Below are 21,208 nucleotides of genomic sequence, written 5' to 3'. Positions count from 1 at the left end.
TTATATTGAGGAGAATTGTGATTTCATCTTGTATTCCTAAAATATATTAGCGTTATTATATGAGTTATCAGAGATGATTTGAAGTTCGCGGCAGCTTTATTGTCACCAACACTAAAAATAACTGACATGCTTGTTAATTCGCACGAAACCTAAATTGGATTATTGATGCAGTTCCTGCTGAACGGATGCTTTACAGAAAAAAAAGACAGACCAAGATGTAACCTTGGTCTGTCTTATTAAAGGAATGCTATTGGCCGGCCTGTTCACGGCGCTGCAATTTTTCATTGGTTAATTTCTCAGGGGTCACATCATGACCCAGCGGGTCCACAACGGATACTGCCAGCATGGTTGTCAGTACCTGACCTCGAATAGCCTGCAAATATTGTTTTCTAAGCTCCTGCTGCTCGCCTTTTTCTGCTTTCGTCAGTCCGACGCTGCTGCGTTGTTTTCGACTTAATTCGTTAATGCGTCCCAAAATAGGAATCATGCAATCCACCTCACTTGTTAGTCCAATTTCCAAAAGATATTTCGAATATCTTCAAACTAACTTATTACAATTTTACGAATTTGTCCATAGGCTCCACCCGTTGAGAATTTTTTAGGTGATCTCATGCACAGACCACACAATGCCATTTGTAGAACCACTGCCCATGTTCAACGTAACCGTTAGCCCGTTAGCAGCATAGAACAGTCCAATCACATCTCCCGCATTCAATGCCACTTCTACCGCCAACGCCCCGGTGAGTCCTGTCGTGCCAGTTACACCAGCAATTCCTGTTATGCCACTAACTCCGGTTGCACCTGTAACACCAGTTATTCCCATCGTACCCGTACTTCCAATAGCTCCAGTTATACCTGTTAGCCTGTCTCTCCTGTTGGACCAGTCAAACCGGTAGATCCCGTTACACCTGTGTTCCCTGTTAGACCGGTCTCCCCAGCAACACCAGTGGCCCCGGTCACTCCCGTCAGTCCTGTGAACCCTGTTTCTCCAGTAACATCTGTCGTTCCGGTTACGCCAGTCGCTCCCGAGATACCTGTAATTCCGGTTGCTCCTGTCGCCCCAGTCGATCCAGTCGGTCCCATCGCGCCTGTGAATCCTGTTAGACCCGTTTCCCCAGTGACACCAGTCAGTCCGGTAGCTCCTTTTGCACCTGTGACTCCAGTTATTCCGGTACTTCCCGTGGTTCCAGTTACTCCGGTCCGTCCTATTAAACTGGTTGCTCCCCATATGCGGGGATACCCAGGATCTCCGGTTAACCCAGTAGCGCCTGTTGCTCCAGTGAATCCTCTCATTCCCCGATAACCCCGTGGGCCGCGAAGGAAAGGAATCCTGTGGCTTTTCTTTTTTTTGCATTTACGTCTGCTTTTCTTACAAGACTTACTCTTCTTCTTTGGGATAGAGTGCTTTTTTGATTTTTTTGCTTTCCGTTTACCTGTACTGATTGAGGAAATTTTGCGTTTCCTTTTGGATATACCGCTCACAAGAGAATCCCCCCTCCTTGTACACCACGTCAAATCCCCGCATTTTACAATAGTACACTCTATGCCCTGGACTAGCTTTGTGCGCCCCTATTCAATATACCTATAAAACCTTCACGGTTAGTGATCAATCAATTACTTTTCTCTAAAAAATATATTCCCCTCTACTCCCCCTGCAACTCCTTAATCGTCAACGCAATTCCTTCTTCAAAAGATGTTGCCACAACCGGGCCAATCCGTTCCTCATATTTCTGTCTACTCAAGATCAGGGGTTCCTCCGTCAGATATAACATTTCTACAATTTCTTTCATAACGGGTACACCTAGTCCAATTAACGACAACCCTATTTTTCCTAACGCCATCACAGGTTTGTTTCTTCCCGCAGCCTTCTGTGCCAATCGCACGATGTCATGACCCGAGATGATCCCCGATCCAGGAATGTTCCAATTCTGTCCATACGTCATCTCTCTGCTAGCCAGCTCCACCACCATGACTGCAGCATCCGGTAAATAGATGTACTCTCTGGGTACCTTCATATTTCCGATAAAAAAAGCCATCTTACTTTTTGCTATCGCTTCAAGGGTTGAACCCAGATAGGAAGCTTGATTAGCCGATGGGCCATAATAGTCTGGCAAGCGAACAATCATCACCTGAGCTCTGCTCCATCTTGTGCTGAATAACATCTGTTCATAGGCAAGTCGTGTCTTGCCTTTTCGGGTATGTGGCTGCTTCGGATGTTCTTCCGTTACCTCGCTCATTTGTCTTCTACCATAAGGGTAGATTCCGTCTATTACAACCACGTTAAGACCCAAGTGTTCTGCCGCCGCCATCACGGATTCGCCCAGCGGAATTAGCCTGCTTTCCATCTCGTTATACGGGACATTCGCACAATGAAACATGACATCCGTTTCTAGGGAAGCAGCGATAATATCATCCGACCGAAATGCATCTCCCACTGCGATTTGCAGGTGATCTGGAGATCCCAACTTTACCGCAAGTTGCTCCAGTTTTTGACGGGATCGCCCAAATGCAATTGTAAAAATACCCCGTCTAATCAATTCTTCCGTAATTGCTGCACCTGTTCCACCTGTGGCTCCAATCACAATAGCTCTTTTCATCATACATCGACCTCTTTCATCCATTTAGTGATTGATCAATTACTTATCTGAAAACAATATAACCCATATTTAGTGATTGATCAATAACTAAAATTCAAAAAGGGATTTTTCCTCCCTCTCTATCGCTCCTTCAGCTCCGGCATATCCAGTGCATTGGATACATTACACAACATCCCGATTGCCAGAAAAATCATGGTTCTTTTTAGCGGTTCAGCAATTCCTGCAACGGTGAAAGCTTCCAATACCATGCTTCGTACATCACTAATGCCTTTTTGCATGGCCTGACGAATGACTTCCTCCCGGATCGTTTGCGCCTGCATCTGAAGCAAGATTTCGCTCTTGTGCGATTCCAGAATCTTATCGTAGGCTTCAATGAGATCATTCTCTAACTGATCTGGTGTCGCCGTCTCAACCACAATTCGAAACGAATCAATCACCCGTGTCCATGAGACCTCAATTGCAGTTAATAATAAAGCTTCTTTTGTTTTGAAAAAACGAAATATATACGGCTGTGAGATCTGTGCCCGTTCAGCCACCTGGGCTGTAGTCGCACGATAATAGCCAATTTCCGCGAAGACGTCAATTGCTGCAGAGATAATATCATTTCGCCGGTTAACCGACGCTGCTGTATCTTTAGCCATGGTAATTCGTCCTCCAATAGTTAGTGATTAATTGATCAATAGCTTGTAGTATAACGAATACTATCCCTCAATGCAAAGGTATCGTGACCCTGTACAAAGCCAACAAACCCGCAGACGCTGGCTCAAGCCGCTGCAGGTTGTGTAGCTTGTTGATCCTAGATTCTACCCATTGGAAACCGAAGAGAACATGGATTGTCTCAAACAGATTCGTACCATACGGTACAAGAGTGTCTGTTCACTGCTGGAGAAGTTTGCTCAATCGGGAATCCGAATCCAGCTTCGGACAACTGTTGCAATAACCATGTGTATGACTGCCGTCTCCAACTTGATAAGCCAAACAACAATATCGACGTATCAAGAACGGCTGTCCTTGCCACTCGGGGTGATCAAAGCGATTCAGCTTCATGGCAAATGTAAATGCATTTTCATTTTGTTCGTCAAACCATATGCTTTGATCTTCCTTGATCTGTTCAAGCCGCTGATCCGTCTTCCATATGCTCTGATCATTGATCATTCGTTCATACAATTGTTGCACATTATGGGCAACTAGAGACCACATCACCTTATCGCTCGCTCCTGTACTAACGGCTACTGCTCGCAGAACGGGTTCAAGATGTAACAGCATTCTCTTCTTGAGCAAGCCGCTCTCTGATCTGCGCTGAACAGGATCTCCACCCTCCAGAAAGGTGCTCTTCAGCCGAGTCTCATATCGCATGCCACCTGCTCCATTCAATTCAAACCGCACATCATCGTCTGCAATGCTAAGTATCGTATCGTATAGACTGAATGCTGAGATTACGGACATAACAAATACGGAGTAACGCTTAGCAAAAAGTGTACCAACGGCCACACTTCCTTTGCCTCCCAGTTGAAGCCCTTGCTGCATAGCCTGTTCACGCAGTATCAAGTTTCGTTTCTCTTCATTCAGCAGATCCTTCACACGGAAAGGATACTTGGAATCATCGCAGTCCACTCGGATCGTCGTCACAAAAAATTGCTGTATCGCTTCCGACATCTCTAAATAGTCATGTCTTGGATAACGTCTCATCTATTGAATCATCTCTTCAACTTCGTTGATAATCTCGCTTCGCCCAATCGCTCCCCAGCCCTTAAACAACCAGAACGAGTCTGTCGTATAGACCTGATCTGCACCAACAGCCGGTACTCCCTTCCAGAGTGAGCTTGCATTGATGTTGTTTAAATACTCATCGGCATTCGGGTCAATCTCCAGAATTACAAAATCAGCATCCACATCTGCTATTTTCTCCATGGATAAGTCCTCACGTTGTTCGGCAGGTGTCACAGTCGTTGGCACAAATCCAAGATCATCATATAAAAGTGTGTTGGTTGGATGTCCTTTTGCCGCGTATATTTGCAAGGTCTTCTCTCTTACACGCAGATAAGCCAACTTTTTTTGATCCAGTTGTTCGATCTTCGCTTTTAATTGCTTCGCCTGCTGCTCTACCTCGGCTATCTTTTCTTTTGCCAGATCCACTTTGTTGTACATCCCGGCAATGGTCAACAGATCCTGTGTCCAATAGGTTGTATCATCAGCATAATCCAGCCATTCAGTACCAAGTACAATCGTCGGAGCGATTTTCTCCAACTGATCATACATACTCTCCGCAGTTCGACTCTCAATAACGATGACATCCGGATCAATCTGAAGGATAGCCTCCAGGTTAGGACTATCTGCCGACCCTACCGTTGGAACGCCGGCAAGCTGATCTGCAAGGTAAGGCAAATAATCTCCTCCGTAACGAACTTCTACATTAACGCCTGCTGGTTTCTCACCAATCGTCAACATGTGATCGATGTAAGCAGCAGATAATACCACCATACGCTCTATCTTTTGCGGTACAACCGCTGTTCCTTTAAGATGCTCAATCGTTTGCGTACCACTCTCTTCCACAGGTGTATCCTGTTGCGGAGGCGTTGCTTCCGTTACTTCTGATGCCTTGCTACATGCCGTCAGAACGAGCACAAGCAGGGCCAACAGTATCATCGTTGCTGCTCTCTGTCTTACCATTTGTAGTAAATCCCCTCTGCTATTTAATAATAATAATCATTATCACTATAGTAGGGAAAAGCATACAGGCTTACCATGGATTATTCCACTCTCTTCTCTTGCACAATATCACCGTAAGGTAACCCCAAGTTGCTCTGCCACATATCGCATGGCCCACATGCGTCCGGTTGGACCCAGCGTTTTGAAAAAAATATCTCCTGCATTATATACATGGCCTTCTTGAACAGCCTTTAATGCCAACCATGCACTGGATTGCTGTAATTGCCTCAGTTGAGCACGTGCCTCTTCTGTGGGATCGACCATTACAAACACATGATCCACGTCGTATAACTGCAAATCGCTAACTTTACTCTCTACAGCCCACTGTTGTTCCGGAAAATCACGAGGCAAATAAAATCCCAGATCATCATACAATAGGGCACCTGTCTGGTTGTTCAATCCATACATTCGGTAGAAATGAGAAGTCACTCGGATGAACATGGCACTCTGTTTCCCCCACCTGGATTGAATACGCCCTCGAAGAACCCGACTCAGTTCAGCATGTTGTTCTATCCACTGTACAGCCTGTTCGGTGCGGCCCATAATGTCCGCCATATACAGAAGTCTTTCCCCAAAATGGTTGGTGTGCTCCAGCATGGTGGTAGGCGCGATACGATGCAGTGAGTCATTTGGTTCCAAACGATCACTCGTAATGATCAGGTCCGGTTGGACTCGCCTCAAATCATCATAGTTCTGATTGAAGCTATCCAGGATAACCCCCTGATGACTGTGTGCTTGAAGCGCAGGTATGGCAACATGACGAGCCACCCTCTGACCATAGGATAAAGCGGATACTGGCCTCAAACCGAGCGTTATCACATAATCGTCCAACCCGTAATATAAGGTGGCAATGCGATTCACTTTATTTTTCATATACAACGTTGGGGCGATTCCTTCGTTTTTCTTAAAGACTCTGCTGAAATAGTGCTCGTCCTTATAACCCACTTGCTCCGCAATTTCCTTGATTTTATCTGAAGAAAATAACAACTGTTTGGCCTTTGTCATACGTAGCTTCAGTATATATTCAATCGGGGTCATATTTATTTGTCGTTTGAATGTTCTTATAAAATGATTCACACTAAGCCCTGCCATGCGGGCCATCTGATCAATTCGAATGTCTTCCATATACTGATTCGTCATATATTCAAGTGCCAAATCCATCCCCGCTACAGGGGGAGCTGCTTCATTCACGTGCATCATTAACTGAATCAACAACTGATGCAAAAGATGTTTCCTGCGCGTCTTTTCCAGACTCGTAAACGAGTGTTTTCCACTCACCAGGGTATCCATCATCTCCTGAATATCACGTGTATTGGAAGGAACATTAAGTTTGCCCGTCACAGGAAAATCAACTGCATCGCTATGCCAAGCATTCCGGCTTCGGGTAAGTGTCACACAGGAAAATAAAATGATCTGATATCGGACGGGGGCTTCCATATCTGTCTGAAACTCCACATGCATTCCTGGCTTCAACAAAAACCACTCGTCTTGAGATACCGTATGTACAATGTTATCCATAGACAAAGATCCCTTGCCAACGATGACCCTGCAAATGGCGAACCTTTTCCAGATCCGACGCTGTACAGCCCGCGGATTGCTAGAGTAATGGCAGACGTGGACAGCAGAGAAATGTAGTTGCTCCAGTTGTTTGATCCAATCATTTTCCTCCATGCTCACGTCCCCTCCCTGTTCTGATCCGATTCTATGTGAACTGATCACACTCTATTTTTCAGCTCCCAATAGTAAATTCTTTATACTATCCAACTGCAACTCCAGTGAATAGGGATCTTCCATGACAAACTCATCCTCTGTACCATCCAAGGAACCATAGGCGTAGACTTGTCCTTTCTGCACAGCGGGCAGACGTTTCCAAACCTCGCTGTTCAGGATCTCTTTGGCGTCCTCACTACCCGAACCATATAAGAAGATATGGTCTCCCATATACTCAGGCAGTACTTCAAGGGAGATCGTCTCGAATCCATCCTTCATTTCGAGTGCTTGCTGAGTTGGAGGCAGTTTCAGCATCTCATAGATCGTGGAACTACCATAGTTCCCGCCTTCTGCACCAAGTACATACAACGCTTTGTACCCTATTTGTATAATCGATACGGTCTCGCCTTCTTTAATTACACCAGCAATCTGCTTCTTAGTCTCTTCGATATTCTCTTCATATGTCGTGATCCATTGCTCTGCTTCCTTCTCTTTTCCAAAAACACCAGCAATTCGGCGCAGCTTTTCCAGTGGGCCAGACGTTTTATCGCCTTCCCAATAAGGTAAAAAGACAGTCGTTGCAATTTTTTCGTAATCCTCAATATTTTTATCAATGGAACCGATGATAAGATCCGGCTCAAGTGACACTAACTTCTCCAGATTCATTGGAAACTCTCCTCCCAAATCCTCAATACCCGCTATAACATCAGCAGCAATGCCAGACTTTTCAATCCATCCTTCGTTCAGCATAAATGTTCTTACACCAACCGGTACAATGCCCAGTTTCAGCAGGTACCCCATATATTGATCCGAAGCAACACGCTGCGGGTTGGCCGGAATCACCACATCTCCTCTCAATGTAGAAACCGTCCGTGTCTCTGGTTGAGCAGTCGATTTCCCTGCCTCCGTTACCTGGTTACCCGATTGTGTAGTAGCCGCGTTAGTCTCTGTTTGCGTACCACTTGCAGACGGTGCAGGACTGGAACAGGCCGCGAGTAGTAATGTGAGACACAGCATCATGCTTACTGCTGTCATTTTGAATTTTCCTTGCATCAGTAATTCCCCTCCAACATTCTTTTGATATTGATAATCAATATCATTATATAAAGAGGGATGTAGCGGATGAAGGGCATTTTCTTGCATCACACTGGGCAAATCTTGCTTTTGGTTCATTGCCAATGCCTTTTTTGAGTTATGTAACCGTTGGCTTAGACCTTTTTTGTAACGAATTGGTGATAGTCCTTTGATTTTTTTGAAACTGCGACTTAGTGAATGTGCATCTGGATAACCGACTTGCTCTGCAATCTGTTGCAACGTAGCACCCGTATGCACCAGAAGATGTGCAGCCCTCTCCATTCGGATCTGGCCAAGATATTGGATGGGACTGATGTTCAACTTTTGCTTGAACAATCTGGACAAGTGCCCCACGCTGCATTCCAATGCTTCTGCCATTACATCAAGAGCTATGGGTTCGTGCAGATGAGCATTCATATAATCAATAGCCTGTGTGACCGTATCCGGTTTATGTGTCTGAATGGATTGTTCGTGTACGTCTGCCAACAAAGAATATACCCATTGATGAAATAAGGTTTTGGCATGTAACTTTGCGAGTTTGGTAGACTGCTCCCACTCCTGCTTCAATTCCTCCATACACTGATACATGTGCAGCGGATGGGTTGGTACGAGTGCATATTGGTCCTGAAACGGACGTTCATGGTCCATCAGATGCTGAATTTCCATCCCACAGGGCAAGGCCAGAATGGCTTTGTACAAAATCATATAATACACCACGCCCGAATCCGTCTCCATGTTTAAATACGCCTGCTTGCCTCCATGAATGATGTGGAATCCCTCCACGATGTATCTGTGTTGATCCATTCGTATCCGTGCACTTCCGTCGGTGATATACAGATAGGTACTCGCTGGTAGTTGATAATTCTTCAGCTTCTCCCCAGGATGCAAAGCGTTTTGGCGTACATCCAGTATTTTGACAAAAACATGATTCCACAACCTGATGTGATCATTCAAATTCATCTCCGCTGTACTTTCCCTCCTGCCATGCTACATCGACATACCTTTTTGCTGCTGTTATGAACTGCCTGTTAATTTCGTTCATCATGTACATTTCATTTTATTATAAAATAGTTGATAACAATTCTCAATAACATAAATAATCAATATTAACTTATACATTTGGACACCCTATACGGACTGTAATGTATACGTAGCGGGAAAATAGCGCCAGCATCAGCAACATTTTCTAAGCTGTTGCAAAATCATAAACGGCATGATATATTAATTGAGCCATCAATGATTGACGCATCAAATATTGATACATCAATGATCGAGAGCATCCAAATAATCATTAGGCAATGGCATTGTATACTGCAACATTAATCATTGGTTAACATACGCCGTTGTTCATGATTCAGATTCACCCGGGAGGTCTAGTCATGACACGTATTGTTTCCAAAGAAGAACAGATCATCAACCTGCTGAACGTGTTGGGCAACAAAATCAGTCCCAAGTTCGAACGCTGTACGGGTATCAGTTCCTCTCGCTTTGAAATTCTGCATGAGCTGGATCAGGTCGATGAGATTAACCAATCCATGCTGCAGAAAATCATTAACATTGATAGTGCTGCGATAACACGCCACTTAAAACAGCTTGAGGCAGACCTGATGGTTACAAGACGTAAGAACCCCGATGATAATCGGGTCACTTTTGTTCGTCTGACGGACCACGGTCGGAAGCAGATTGAAGGCTACAAAGCTGAGAAGACTAATTTTATCAACCAGATTTTACAGGATTTCAGTGAAGACGAAGTTCAGTCACTCGCCGATTTCCTGGAACGTATGCACAACAATTTCTAAACCCATATATAGAGGAGAGATCCATGCATGAATACAATTCAAAGCAAATTCCAAAAAACCAATGATTTCAACGAAATTACCTACGGTCGCCGTTCTGTGAAGCTTTACGATCCTGAAGTGAAAATCAGCCGTGAAGAAATGACTGAAATTCTGTCAGAAGCTTCCCGTGCACCATCTTCGATCAATTTGCAGCCTTGGCGTTTTCTGGTTGTAGATACAGCTGAAGGCAAAGAAAAGCTTGCGCCTCTTGCAAGATTCAATCAAAATCAGGTTTTGACTTCTGCCGCTGTTATTGGCGTATTCATTGATATGAACAACGTTGAATACATGGATGAGATTTTTGGTAAAGCTGTAGAACTTGGTTACATGCCACAAGACATTAAGGATATGCAGCTCAAAACTGTAATGCCTTATTACGAAAAGATGGCTGCTTCCGATCTTCGTGACGTTAACCTGATCGATGCTGGCCTTGCTTCCATGCAATTGATGCTTGCTGCACGTGCTCATGGTTATGACACCAACCCAATCGGTGGTTATGAGAAAGATCAAATTGCAGAAGCATTTGGCATGGACAAAGAGCGTTATCAACCGGTTATGTTGATCTCGATCGGTAAATCAGCCAAAGAAGGTCATCCTTCCTACCGTCTGCCAGTAGAAACAATCACAACTTGGGCATAATATCAGGGACGGTTTCCCTGTAAGTCACGATTATACTGGTCAATAAGCATACATTCTTAACACATTCCAAACAAACACAATATGGAGGTTATACATTATGATTATCATTCACGCTCATCTGCAAGTTAAACCGGACCAAGAGCAAGCATTCCTCGCAGCTGCGAAAGAACTGATTGCTGCAACACGTCAAGAAGAAGGTAACATCAGCTACGACCTGGCAAAAAGCACAGAACAAGAACAACAATACACGATGATCGAGCTGTGGAAAGATGAAGCTGCTACAGCTTCCCACAACACAAGTACACATTTCCAAGCTTTTGTTCAACAAGCAGCAGCATTCATGGCCGCTCCAATGAACGTGGAAGTATTTGCTGGAGAACAAGTTAAAGCTTAATGCTCATTAACTGCCATGCGTATCTAACATGTGAAGAAGCTGCTCTTGGTCATATGACCGAGGGCAGCTTCTTGATTTCTTTGAAAATGTGTTCACTTCAGATTCACAGTTACTTTGTGGCCTAGTGTATCTCATAAGGACTGTTTGCAATAGGTTGGCTAATTGTGCGACGTTAGGTTCCGTTCCAACTCAAAAAGGACACACTGCCAATTAGTTCTCATGTTTGACCGTAATCACGACATTTCCCCTCTTTCGCCCTGTTTCCACATAACGATAAGCTTCCTGAATTTGCTCCAAGGCAAAACGTCTGTCAATCACCGCTTGCATCTCACCAGCCTCCATCAACTCTTTTAGAAGTATCAGATCCTTTGCAGTGACCCTTGCGATGCCTTGCCCCTCAACAGTGACATATGTACCGTTAGGTGCCAATAGGTGCCGACATTGACCTTTCGAGACTTTGCCAACTGCATCCAATATCAGATCATACCGCTGACTTGTTTTTGTAAAGTCTTCCTTCATATAATCTATAACATGCTCGGCACCAAGTGACTTCGCGAACTCCACATTCGTTGTACTGCATACCCCCGTTACTTCTGCTCCAAAATATTTCGCAAGCTGTACAGCAGCAGTTCCTACGGCTCCCGAAGCTCCATAGATGAGCACTTTCATTCCCCGTTTAATGTTTCCTTTGCGCAGAAAATATAAGGCCGTAGTTCCACCAAACGGAATTGCTGCTGCTTCCTCATACGTTGCGTTGAAGGGTTTCAGAGCAACTGGATCCTCTTCGGAGAGACATATATACTGAGCATGGGCACCAAAAGACAATCCATTGATGGCATACACCTGATCACCTAACTTAAATTGCTTTACTTCCTTGCCAATCGCCGTAACTTCTCCTGCCAACTCTACGCCCAGGACCGAATTTCGAGGTTTTCGGAATCCCAAAAAAAGACGCATCGGTACCCAGTACAGAAACGGAACATTGGAACCACGAACTCTGCAGTCCCCCGATGTTACAGTTGTTGCGTGTATTTTAATCTGAATCTCATGATCTTTAGGTGATGGCTTCGCTATGTCTTTAAGTTGCAACACATCTGGTGATCCATACTTTGTACATATGATAGCTCTCATATCTTTCCCTCCACATATTCCTGTTTGCCAACAGTATATCGGGAAGTGGGTTCGGCCCCTAGATACTAAAGTATCGTTCGTGAATAACAAGTTACAGGAGCTTCCATTCACGCGCTTTTGCCACTGCTTCGGTTCGTCGCTTCACCTGCATTTTGTCAAAAATAATCCGGTTATGTCCTTTCACGGTAGGCAGTGCAATATGAAGTATCTCACTAATCTCCTGATTGGATCTTCCCTGCGCAATGAGATGTAATACTTCGAGCTCTCTCACGCTTAGCGTATCAATTCGCAGTTCAGAAACGTACGGATATACATTTGTTTCTTCCGAAATCATTTCTATTCTGTTGTCCTCAGCTTCAAATGCAGCCAATAATTGAAGCAGATATAAACGTGAGTCACCGCGTGCTGTTATCCTCTTCAAAAGGTTGTGCACAACAACACCTTCGTCTACAAATACACGAATGAAGCCTGCTGGCTCTGCCATCGTCATGGCCTCAGTCAGGAACTCGATAGCTTGTGTTCTATTTCCATGTTCCTTATGGATAGCCGCCAGAAGGATTGTTGCCTTGAGCTGTTCATCCTTGAAGCCTTTGGTTATGGCCAAGCGAAGACAGGATTCCATAATACCAAGTGCCTCCACGGTGTTCCCCTGCTTCAACAATACTCTGGCCTGACTAAGCGCATGATTTCTGTCCCATGATAATCGCATTGCTTTTTTCAGATCGCCCTGACGAAGGAGCACAAGAACGTATGCAGCAGTAATATCAGGGATCGCCTTTGTAAAATTTAACCGTTGGGCCCTTTCGTTGATTCTATCTAACATGATAGCGGCTTTATGAAGATCCGCCTTCGCAAGCGTCACTCGAGCGAGCCATAACTCACTTGCAACAACCCTGTCCGTTTGGACAAATTGATGTGCCAACTGCACACTCTGTTGAGCGTGTAACATCGCCACATCAAGGTTATTCCATTCATAATGAACTCGCGCCAGACCCAAATGGGCTTCACAAGCAATGGGTAGCGGTGGTTTACCTGCCATATGTACCACCTGCTGATAGGCTTCAGCCGCCAAGTGTAGCTGGTTGTTGGATTCCTGTATATTCCCCACGCCCAGTGTCGCCATCATCGTGATGATATGATGTCCGATCCTGGTACTGTTCAATAATGATTCCTCGTAGGACAATTCGGCTTCCACACGTTTTCCCTGAAGCTGGTATGCATATCCTAATGTCCAAGCTGTTGCTGCACGAATGGGCAAATTATGAGGATGCAAATATTTGAGTGCTCGAAGTGACTCCGTAATAATTGTATCCGCATCATGCCGGCTGACAGCCAGCGTGGCTCGGATGGAAGCGATATGTCCGATCAGATCAGAATCGATCTGCTCGGGGCCCATATCTTGTAGCGCTTGTTCAGCAGATTGCAACTTGGGTTCCACGTCTATCATATGTCCTGACACTAATAACGCAGCCGCATGCATCACCCAAAGGGAAGGTATTGAATCCATTTCTGCTGAGGATAGTGAATTCAACCATTGCAAGGCAGGAACAGCACCTCCGCGAAAAAGAAGTGGCATACCTTTACCTTCCAACAGATCCGATGCCCGATGAGTATCTGCCGCAGCTACAGCATGATTGAAAGCCTCCAGCTCCATTTGATGCTTCTCATACCAGAAGCTCGCTCGCTTATGTATCTCAGTAATAGACAGATCGGTCTCAGCTGTGCCGGCGTAATTTGAATTCTGGTGTACTCTTTTACGCAATAAATCTGCAAACAGATGATGGTAACGATACCATCGCCTTTCATTGTCCAAGGGAACGATGAAAAGATTGGCTTGCTCCAGCCACTCCAACATGTCCTGTCCGGTAAAATCAACGGATTCATGTTCCTTTGGTTCATCTATATCAAGGATCGCATCACACAATAAACCGCATAATCGATCCAACATGCACGTTTTCAACAAAAAGTTCTGTACCTGTTCGGTTAGCCCTTGTAATATTTCTTCCATTAGATAGTCCAGTACAAATGGGTCCCTGCCACTGAACGTTTCCATAAAGTGATTCGGATCAGAAGAACCCTGCACGGATAAGGCCGCTAGCTGCAACCCGGCAACCCAGCCTTCTGTTCGCTTTTCAAGGAGAGCAACATGTTCCTCTGAAAGTTTCAATCCCATGACCCGATCCAAAAACTCACTGCTTTCGGCAGAAGTAAAACGCAGATCACTACCACGTATTTCAATCAATTCCCCTCTTGCCCGCAGTCGAGCCAAAGGTAACTTGGGTTGCCGACGCGTAGTCATGACGATATGCATATGCGGGGGCATGTGCCTCAGTAAGTAGACCAGCGCTTGATTGATCACTTCTGAAGTCATGAGATGATAATCATCCAGAACAAGTATAAAATGATTGGTTATTTCAGAAACTTCATTAAGAAGGTATGTAATAATGGTCTCGATAGGTAGCGGCTCGGAAGATTGAACAAATCCCATCATTCCTTCAGCAAGCTTGGGGACAATCGTCTGTAACGAAGCACATAGATATGTCAAAAAACGCGAAGGATCGTTATCTGCTTCTTCCAGCGAGAGCCAAGCTGTATCTAAAGAGGAAGACTTAACCCATTGATTAACTAGTAGTGTTTTTCCTGATCCTGCAGGAGCAGAGACCAGTATGAGTTTAGCGTGCATCCCCTCGCCGAAACGGACATACAGGCGGGGACGATCCACTACATGAGAGCGCTGAACTGGAATGGTTAATTTCGTAGATAAGATCGGTGCATACATGAGCAATACCTCCATTTAAGGGTCTCGAACAGCAACTGTATCGTTTCATATATCGTTTTGGCATCTATACTACCATAAAAATCAATAAGACACGCCATAAAAGACGTGTCTTTATTATCAGTAATACATAGATGAATTTAACTTCTGATTAGCACTAGCTGCTAGTAAAAATGGATGGCTCTACCTTACGCTCTCCGAGCCGGCGTGATGCTTTGCGGATTGTTAAACACATTTTTCGGATCATACTTGGCTTTGACTCTCCGCAGTCTGGCATAGTTGGCTCCATAGTACACTGGACCGGAATTTTTGATTCCTTGGTCTGGAACGTTGATATAGGAACCGACAATGTATGGTTGTAATTTCTTGCGAGTATTACGAGCGAGTGCAATATTTTTAGCGGCATGGGATGGTTTGATCCACGTACTGGTCCATTCCACATAGAACTTCTCTTTCCGCCAGAAAAATGCGGTTGATCGAGGTGATTTGCGACTTACCGCTCCTCCCCAGTTCAGGAAATAGAATCCGCCAGGCCCCTCTTCCAGATTCTCCAAAAATGCCCGCATCGTTTTGATGGCCTTATCAGGAAATGGTTTTCTTCCGAAACCGGAGGAGAACTGGTTACTGAATCTTTGCTTTTGAATCGGGTCAGGCTGCAATAAGAACTTCACAACTTCCGTGTAAGGCAACAAACGAACCGTGGAGCCCGTCGGCGTACCGACACTAATCATTGGCTGCAATAATCGGAGGGCCTCTGTTTTAGAGCCTAGGAACAGTCCCTCCATCATAACATTTCCACCCTTTTTCGGTCCGATGGACAATTCACTGCCCAGTCTCGTGTTTACCGAGGGAGCCCACTTCTGCCATACTTTGAGTACCTTCTCGAATTGAGCCCATGGCCAGGTAATTTTAAATACAGTAGCCTTCGCTGGTGCCCGGCGCACTTTGAATTTGTAACGGGTATATACTCCGAAGTTACCACCACCCCCACCACGTGAGGCCCAAAAGAGATCTGCATTAAGATTTTTATTCGCCCGAATGACTTTTCCGTTGGCATCCACCATTTCCACTTCAAGCAAGTTATCACTGATGAGACCTATGGTACGCTGGAGAGGTCCAATTCCCCCGCCTAACGTAATCCCACCGATTCCAACTGTAGGGCTGTCACCAAAAGGAGCGATGAATCCTTGCTTGGCGAGGGTATTCGCAATTCTTCCTACCCGGTTGCCTGTTCCTACAACGACGGTTCCATTTTTTTTATCAAGCTTGATCGAATTCAGATCACTCACATCAATCACAATTCCGCCATTCACCTGTGAAAGGTTCACTTCAAGCGCGTGTCTACCGCTCCGCGGCCGGATCGGCACATTATTCTCACGAGCCCATCGGATAGCGTTGGATACATCCTTTGTCCGTTGGGCAAAAACAAAAACTTTAGGATATTTGTCGGTATGCGGGTCCCAGTTCTTGCGCGCCGCTTCATATCCCGGATCACCTTTGAAGATCACTCGTCCGGTCAGTTTCGTTGATGATTTCACACATCCCACTCCCTGCTGAATAATTGTCCTACAGCCTCTGCTGCATCAAGCACTCTATACTGTATGACGGACATTCGCGGAGGGAATGGGCTGGTGCCTTAATTCCAAAGTTCATGTTTCGGAGGAAGCAAAAAGGAATTTCCCTTTCAGGCCACAGAACAGCCTTGAGGAAAATCCCTTTTATCTCGATACTAGTCGCTGCCCAAATTGGAATCAATTCTGATTAACTTGCGCGCTTCCTGTTCTTTTTCACCATACCAGACGAGCACGTCGGCAAACAGATCCATGATGCGAACAAAGTTCTGCTTATCCGCTCCTGAAATCTGATCTGCATACTTGAAAATCTCATCAAAGCAAAGCTCCCTTACAAATTCGGTATACTTCACATATACTTCGCGACCTTTCTCCGAAGGTTTGACGTAAATGTCTTTGCGGTTACCGCTTAAATGAAATTTTTCGAGCAGGCCTTTTTCCGTCAGATTCTTCACGTTCTTGGAAAATGTACTGCGGCTTACGCCCAGGCGTGCGGCCATCTCCGACATCTTCTCTTCCTTGTCCTCGGCTTCCAGAATGTATTCCAGCGTCTGAATCTGTGAAGCCGAGAACATCATGTCTGTACCATAACTTCGCTGCAGCTTATAGGTGTTCGAGTACGCATTACCGTATTTGATAATTTTCTCAATCAGTTCCCGATGGTCGCCCATCCAATCTAATTTCATGCGTAATCCCTTTCATATTCAGATTCTCTCTCTTACTCTACTGAAATCAGATCCGTTTTTCAATCCATGTAATTGCTTCTTCAATAACCTCATCACGAGTCGGTTCATTAAATATCTCATGCATCAGATGAGCATAAATTTTGAGTGTTTTATCCGTTGAAGCGATATCGCCGTAAAAGTCACGGGAATCCTTTTCGCTGACCAGTCCATCATTTGCTCCATGCAGAACAAGTACGGGATCTGTAAATTGCTTGGCGTTCTCCTTCAGCCATGTTATGCCATTTCCCAGACTATTAAATAAATCTACAGAGATTTGTTTTTCAACCAGTGGGTCATTCGCGTAAGCGGATACAACTGCGGGATCACTACATACGCCACTGCCCAGCTCATTCGGGAAATACGTGCCTGTAGGAAGATCCATCGGCAGTTCTCCGGCAACTTTTGTATTGTAACGAGTGAGCGCTCCGGATAACACGATACCTTTAACCTTGCCTGGATATTTCGTTCCAAAAGACGAGCTTGCGAAGCCGCCCATGCTATGTCCGATAACAAACAGCGGAAGATTGCCGCTTTCTTGCAATGCCGCCTCGACAATGACATGAACATCTTCAATAAGATGATCAAACTCTTTATAGAACGTACGCTGTCCCTCGGATCTGGCATGACCCCGATGATCGAAGCGATACACGCTAAACCCGCGCTGATTCAGCTTCTCTGTCAAATAATCGTAGCGCCCTGCATGCTCAGCTAGTCCGTGAACAATAACTACAGCTGCCTTCGCATCACTAACTAAATTTTTACTAGAATATAGGCGAGTGCTGTCAAAAGATTCGATTGTTGTTTCAATTATACTCATAATATTTCCCATCCCTCTCGCTACGCTCAAGCACCAAACAATTAAATTTTTTAGTACAGGGCGTTATTCGTGTACTTAAGAATGAAGTCCTTATAATTATGTTTTATAATAACAATATTGTTTCTTATAGAAACAATATTATCACCGTCGGCATCCCTTGTCTATATTTAATTAAAGCGTTTACATAAAGAGCATGTCATACCTTTGGCATCATCCCTGATCTGCTGTATCGAGTCGATTTACAGCTTCATGCACGCACGCGGACTAAGCTACGCATTCGCTACCTGAACAATCCATAACGAAAAAACGTCATAATATATTTCGTAATGACGTCTTTTTCGTTATGGTACCTAGGGGATCGAACCCCTGACCTCATCGCTGTCAGCGGATCGATACTCTTCTCATCGTGAACAGAAATACGGAGAAAAGCCATCTGTGTCATCAGGCAACAATTTTATGCTCTACCACCCTGTAAACAACGGCTTCGGACCCACATGCGTGGGAAAGAGCGGCAATACTTCCTCTGCCAACTCCTGAATCACCTCAGCAGGAGGCCGACTCGAAAAATGAATGCCTAGTGCAGCATGATTAACGCCGACTGATCGCCATTCCTCCAAAAGCTGAATCAAACCTGCCCGACCTGTACGTAATATGTACCCGCCACGAAGCGGTGTTCGAGGATAATTGACATCTTCCACAAGATCAATCCATTCGTTGGTCATATGCGGCTTGAACATGCCATTAGGTATTTTTTCACGCCAGGCACTAATCTTATGACCAAGCATCTGAGGACCGGATTCGTTTGCCGTTGCTTCGGGATACGTGAGCCAGCCGTCACTGTTCTCCGCAATCCAATCTAAAGACTGCCTGCTTGAGCCCGTCACAACGAGCGGAATACCACCAGCTGCGGGTTTCGGGAGCAATTCAAGTCCTTTCAATTGACCAAGAGAAGATTGAATTGCGCCAGTTCTATCCTGTATAAGCTCACGAAAAAACTCCACCGTCTCCCGGAATCGCACATCACGAAGCTCCCCATCTATCCCATAAGCCGGAAACTCGGCAGGTCGGTCGCCAGAAGCAATCCCTAACACAAGTCGTCCGCCCGAAAGTACATCAATGGATGCAGCTGCCTTGGCTAAATCAATCGGATGGCGAAGCGTGAAGATTGCGCTTCCTGTTACTAGGGAGACGTTTTGGGTTCTTGCAGCAAGATAGGCTAGATAGACAAATGGATCAAATACTTGTCCAGCATCTCCAAAGCCAGGATCAAATAAAGGGACATCTCGCACCCATACGGCTGCAAAATTGCGTTGATCAATGCTTTCCACGAGGTCAGCTTGTCCTTTTAGAACATCCATGTGTCCTTTATAAAATTGAAGTGGTAAAAACAGCCCTATTGTTAATTGGTCTGGGGCAAACATACGGCGGAAACCAGGGTGTTGATTAAAGTTTTCCACCGCTTGTGTTGACGGATTTTCTATTCGTTCCATAACATCTATAGGTTTGTTCATTCCTTCTCCTCCTACAACAATAGTAATCCAGTGTACTGATATCTTTTCAATTCGACCGGAACTGATATAATTGTAACCATCAATTGACCCCATAAGTAGTGACAACTCTCGACAAAATAACAGGGTCAGTTTTGGCAACGAGGAGGATTAACATGATTGAGTTGACATTATTGTTGAACAGAGAGTCTGGAGATCCGTTATACGCTCAGCTTTATAACTATATTAAAAAAGATATTTTGAACGGAAAGTTACCAGCCGATTCTCGACTTCCCTCTATTCGCTCACTATCCAGCCACCTCCACATTAGCCGTAATACAGTGGATATGGCGTATCAACAGTTATTAGCGGAAGGTTATGTCCAGAGCAGACCTAGAAGTGGCTTATACATAATGGATTTGAAGCTGGAAGCATTGCCCTTGTCCCATGTAGTGAGTAAGGAGTGGTTGGAAAACAGTATTCAGGATAGCCCAGAGATTCGATACAATTTTCGTTATGGTGACGTAGATGCTGAGCATTTTCCATTTGCCACTTGGCGCAAGTTATCCAATCAGAGCTTGCTCCAGAATCAAATGAAGTTGTTCTCGTATGGCGATCCTCTTGGCGAACCGAGACTTCGTTCTGAAATTGCAAATTACCTGCACAGTTCTAGGGGAGTAAATTGTTCACCCGATCAAATTATCATTGGAGCTGGTGTTCAATACCTGCTCGGTGTGTTATCTGGCTTAATAGGTGACGTTAGTCATGGTATCGCGATGGAAGACCCGGGATATGACGGTGTTCGGACGGTTTTTCAACATAAAGGTCTAAACATTCACCCTATTCCGCTAGAAGCAGATGGACTTCATATCCATAAGTTATACGAAAGCAATTCCCGCATCGTCTACATTACACCGTCACATCAGTTCCCCTATGGAATGGTCATGCCGCTCGCCAAGAGAATGCAATTACTGAAATGGGCAACAGAACAGAATGGGATCATTATTGAGGACGATTATGATAGTGAGTTCAGATATGTCGGCAAACCGATACCTTCTTTGCAAAGCCTGGATACTCAACAGCGAACCGTTTACCTGGGAACATTTTCAAAGTGCCTTCTTCCTTCATTACGAATTGCGTATATGGTTCTACCACAGGCCATGGTAGAGCTACACCGTAAACAAGACTACCGATTATATGATCAAACGGTCTCTCATTTTCAGCAGAATACCTTAGAGCTGTTTATGAGTAATGGACATTGGGAAGCCCATATTCGCAAGATGAGAAAGGTATATCGACAGAAGCAATTCACACTCATTTCAATGATTCAGAAGATGATGGGTGCTCAAGTTACCATCATTGGTGAGGATGCAGGACTTCATATTTTGTTGCGTGTACATAATGGAATGGATGAACACAAGCTGATTGCTACTGCTGAGAAGGAAGGTGTCCAGGTCTACCCGGTATCCCCCTTTTGGGCGCAACCAGCTCAAGCGGAGAAATCCATGGTTCAGATTGGTTTTGGTGGATTGAGTATTGAGGATATTACAGTAGGTGTATACGCCCTTCACCGGGCTTGGTTTGGGGTCTGAGAACATTCGTGTGACCACGACTACAAAACCAAACCATTTCCACATCGGAAAAACCCGCTAAACACTCGGAAATCCCTGTGTTTAGCGGGTTTCATTAAAATATGAGAGCATATTATACTCGGAGGAAGCTATATTTCTTTAAATACAT

General features: G+C 44.9%; 19 protein-coding genes. 4 read left to right on the top strand and 15 right to left on the bottom strand.

The features are described from left to right. Positions 1–247 precede the first annotated feature (247 nt). The 9 genes from MHB85_RS09850 to MHB85_RS09810 all read right to left on the bottom strand — a co-directional run bounded on the left by MHB85_RS09850 (position 248) and on the right by MHB85_RS09810 (position 9,050). The gene (locus tag MHB85_RS09850) at positions 248–487 is read right to left on the bottom strand and encodes a DUF896 domain-containing protein (protein ID WP_192132501.1); all 240 of its coding nucleotides are present in this window, start codon (positions 485–487) and stop codon (positions 248–250) included. 111 nt (positions 488–598) lie between these two features. Continuing rightward, entirely contained in the window at positions 599–823 is a 225-nt protein-coding gene (locus MHB85_RS09845) for a hypothetical protein (protein WP_192132503.1), read from the bottom strand. A gap of 35 nt (positions 824–858) precedes the next feature. Continuing rightward, positions 859–1,293: a hypothetical protein gene (locus MHB85_RS09840; protein WP_192132505.1), complete on the bottom strand. Its 435-nt coding sequence runs from the start codon at positions 1,291–1,293 to the stop codon at positions 859–861. A 350-nt stretch (positions 1,294–1,643) separates the two neighbouring features. Continuing rightward, positions 1,644–2,597 carry an NAD-dependent epimerase/dehydratase family protein gene (locus MHB85_RS09835; protein ID WP_192132564.1) on the bottom strand — a complete coding sequence of 318 codons (954 nt, stop codon included), beginning with the start codon at positions 2,595–2,597 and terminating at the stop codon, positions 1,644–1,646. Positions 2,598–2,716: 119 nt separating this feature from the next. After that, positions 2,717–3,238, bottom strand: coding sequence for a TetR/AcrR family transcriptional regulator (locus tag MHB85_RS09830; RefSeq protein WP_076318384.1), 522 nt, complete (start codon positions 3,236–3,238; stop codon positions 2,717–2,719). 235 nt (positions 3,239–3,473) lie between these two features. Further along, complete coding sequence (locus MHB85_RS09825) at positions 3,474–4,286, bottom strand: hypothetical protein (protein WP_091017614.1); 813 nt, start codon at positions 4,284–4,286, stop codon at positions 3,474–3,476. Next, positions 4,287–5,267 carry an ABC transporter substrate-binding protein gene (locus MHB85_RS09820; protein ID WP_091017616.1) on the bottom strand — a complete coding sequence of 327 codons (981 nt, stop codon included), beginning with the start codon at positions 5,265–5,267 and terminating at the stop codon, positions 4,287–4,289. Between the two features lie 108 nt (positions 5,268–5,375). Next, entirely contained in the window at positions 5,376–6,977 is a 1,602-nt protein-coding gene (locus MHB85_RS09815; RefSeq protein WP_091017618.1) for a helix-turn-helix domain-containing protein, read from the bottom strand. Between the two features lie 51 nt (positions 6,978–7,028). Further along, positions 7,029–9,050, bottom strand: coding sequence for an AraC family transcriptional regulator (locus MHB85_RS09810; protein ID WP_091017619.1), 2,022 nt, complete (start codon positions 9,048–9,050; stop codon positions 7,029–7,031). Positions 9,051–9,469: 419 nt separating this feature from the next. Between MHB85_RS09810 and MHB85_RS09805 the strand changes: the two genes are divergently transcribed. The 3 genes from MHB85_RS09805 (at position 9,470) to MHB85_RS09795 (ending at position 10,961) form a co-directional block, all read left to right on the top strand. After that, positions 9,470–9,889 carry a MarR family winged helix-turn-helix transcriptional regulator gene (locus tag MHB85_RS09805; RefSeq protein WP_017689456.1) on the top strand — a complete coding sequence of 140 codons (420 nt, stop codon included), beginning with the start codon at positions 9,470–9,472 and terminating at the stop codon, positions 9,887–9,889. 27 nt (positions 9,890–9,916) lie between these two features. After that, a complete protein-coding gene (locus MHB85_RS09800) occupies positions 9,917–10,567 on the top strand; it encodes a nitroreductase family protein (RefSeq protein ID WP_341072859.1) in 651 nt (216 codons plus the stop codon). Positions 10,568–10,664: 97 nt separating this feature from the next. Then, on the top strand, positions 10,665–10,961 hold the full coding sequence (locus MHB85_RS09795; protein WP_192132513.1) for a putative quinol monooxygenase: 297 nt from the start codon (positions 10,665–10,667) through the stop codon (positions 10,959–10,961). Positions 10,962–11,171: 210 nt separating this feature from the next. Here MHB85_RS09795 and MHB85_RS09790 read toward each other — a convergent pair whose 3' ends face one another. The 6 genes from MHB85_RS09790 to MHB85_RS09765 form a co-directional block, all read right to left on the bottom strand. Next, positions 11,172–12,092 carry an NAD(P)-dependent alcohol dehydrogenase gene (locus MHB85_RS09790; RefSeq protein ID WP_341072857.1) on the bottom strand — a complete coding sequence of 307 codons (921 nt, stop codon included), beginning with the start codon at positions 12,090–12,092 and terminating at the stop codon, positions 11,172–11,174. 91 nt (positions 12,093–12,183) lie between these two features. Beyond that, complete coding sequence (locus MHB85_RS09785; protein WP_341072855.1) at positions 12,184–14,871, bottom strand: LuxR C-terminal-related transcriptional regulator; 2,688 nt, start codon at positions 14,869–14,871, stop codon at positions 12,184–12,186. 185 nt (positions 14,872–15,056) lie between these two features. Beyond that, a complete protein-coding gene (locus MHB85_RS09780; protein ID WP_341072854.1) occupies positions 15,057–16,406 on the bottom strand; it encodes an FAD-binding oxidoreductase in 1,350 nt (449 codons plus the stop codon). A gap of 191 nt (positions 16,407–16,597) precedes the next feature. Next, positions 16,598–17,125, bottom strand: a complete 528-nt coding sequence (locus tag MHB85_RS09775) for a MarR family winged helix-turn-helix transcriptional regulator (RefSeq protein WP_192132521.1) — start codon at positions 17,123–17,125, stop codon at positions 16,598–16,600. 46 nt (positions 17,126–17,171) lie between these two features. Beyond that, positions 17,172–17,981 carry an alpha/beta hydrolase gene (locus MHB85_RS09770; protein WP_341072852.1) on the bottom strand — a complete coding sequence of 270 codons (810 nt, stop codon included), beginning with the start codon at positions 17,979–17,981 and terminating at the stop codon, positions 17,172–17,174. A 461-nt stretch (positions 17,982–18,442) separates the two neighbouring features. Then, positions 18,443–19,492, bottom strand: coding sequence for an LLM class oxidoreductase (locus MHB85_RS09765; RefSeq protein WP_197997738.1), 1,050 nt, complete (start codon positions 19,490–19,492; stop codon positions 18,443–18,445). A 152-nt stretch (positions 19,493–19,644) separates the two neighbouring features. On the opposite strand from MHB85_RS09765, the gene pdxR reads away from it, so the two are divergent. Beyond that, entirely contained in the window at positions 19,645–21,060 is a 1,416-nt protein-coding gene (gene pdxR, locus MHB85_RS09760; protein WP_192132524.1) for a MocR-like pyridoxine biosynthesis transcription factor PdxR, read from the top strand. The last annotated feature ends 148 nt before the right edge of the window (positions 21,061–21,208 follow it).

Origin of the sequence: Paenibacillus sp. FSL K6-4396 (assembly GCF_038002525.1) — a bacterium.
GTDB classification, from domain to species: Bacteria; Bacillota; Bacilli; order Paenibacillales; family Paenibacillaceae; genus Paenibacillus; species Paenibacillus amylolyticus_B.
The sequence above is the reverse complement of the archived record's forward strand: the minus strand, read 5'-3'. Positions and strand labels throughout refer to the sequence as shown.